We start from the raw sequence: 1,086 nt of genomic DNA, 5'->3' as shown, positions 1-1,086 counted from the left end.
TGTATTGATCACGAGCGTTGTTAACGCGGGTCAGGTCTTGATCATGACGAAGACCTCCGGTGTGGTGGAGGTGTCTAAGCTGCACCGCACACGGAGGTCTTCGTGTCTCACCGTAACGCCCGGCTGACGGTTCATGGCAGGCGGATCCTGGTCGAACGTGTCCAGTCCGGTCGGCCTGTCGCGCACGTCGCTGCTGAGATGGGTATATCCCGCCCCACCGCCCACAAGTGGGTTCGCCGCTGGCGGGCCGAAGGCGAAGCCGGCCTCCATGATCGCCCGAGCAGGCCGCACACGACCCCGCACCGTACGCCCGCCGTGATCGAGGCCCGGGCCTGCCGCCTGCGGACCGACCGCAAACTCGGCCCCGCCCGCATTGGACCCATCCTGGGCCTGCCGGCCTCGACGGTCCACCGGATCCTGACGCGCCACGGCATCAACCGGCTGGCCTGGCTCGACCGCCCCACCGGACGGGTGATCCGCCGGTACGAGCGGACCCGGCCCGGCGAACTGGTCCACGTCGACATCAAGAAGCTCGGCAACATCCCCGACGGCGGCGGCTGGCGCACCGTCGGCAGAACAGCCGGCGACCGCAACCGCCAGGCCACCACCAGCGAGCGCAGGAGTAGCAAGCCGGTGATCGGCTACAGCTACATCCACTCCGCCGTCGACGACCACTCCCGTCTGGCCTACAGCGAGGTCCTTGCCGACGAGCGCAAGGACACCGCGATCGCCTTCTGGCAGCGGGCGAACGCCTTCTTCGCCGCTCACGGCGTGAGGGTCGAGCGCGTCCTGACCGACAACGGCGCCTGCTACAAGGCCAGACTCTTCACCCAGACCCTCGCCGCAGCCGGTATCGCCCACAAGAAGATCCGCCCCTACCGGCCGCAGACGAACGGCAAGGTCGAACGCTTCAACCGGACACTCCTGGACGAGTGGGCCTACCTGCGGCCCTACACCTCCAACCACGAGCGGACAACGGCCCTGGCAGACTTCCTCCACACCTACAACCACCACCGCTGCCACACCGCACTCGGAGGCCAACCTCCGATCAGCCGCGTCAACAACGCTCCGGGTCAATACACCTAG

Annotated in this window: 1 protein-coding gene; it reads left to right on the top strand. The window is 67.5% G+C overall.

Annotation, left to right across the window (positions count from 1 at the left end; translation table 11 throughout):
• Positions 1-102 precede the first annotated feature (102 nt).
• Positions 103-1,086, top strand: a complete 984-nt coding sequence (locus tag IF99_RS0130210) for an IS481 family transposase (RefSeq protein WP_031001685.1) — start codon at positions 103-105, stop codon at positions 1,084-1,086.

The sequence above is a fragment of the Streptomyces sp. NRRL F-5630 genome (assembly GCF_000719475.1).
GTDB lineage: Bacteria > Actinomycetota > Actinomycetes > Streptomycetales > Streptomycetaceae > Streptomyces.
Note: the sequence above shows the minus strand (reverse complement) of the source record. Positions and strands in the feature narration are given on the sequence as shown.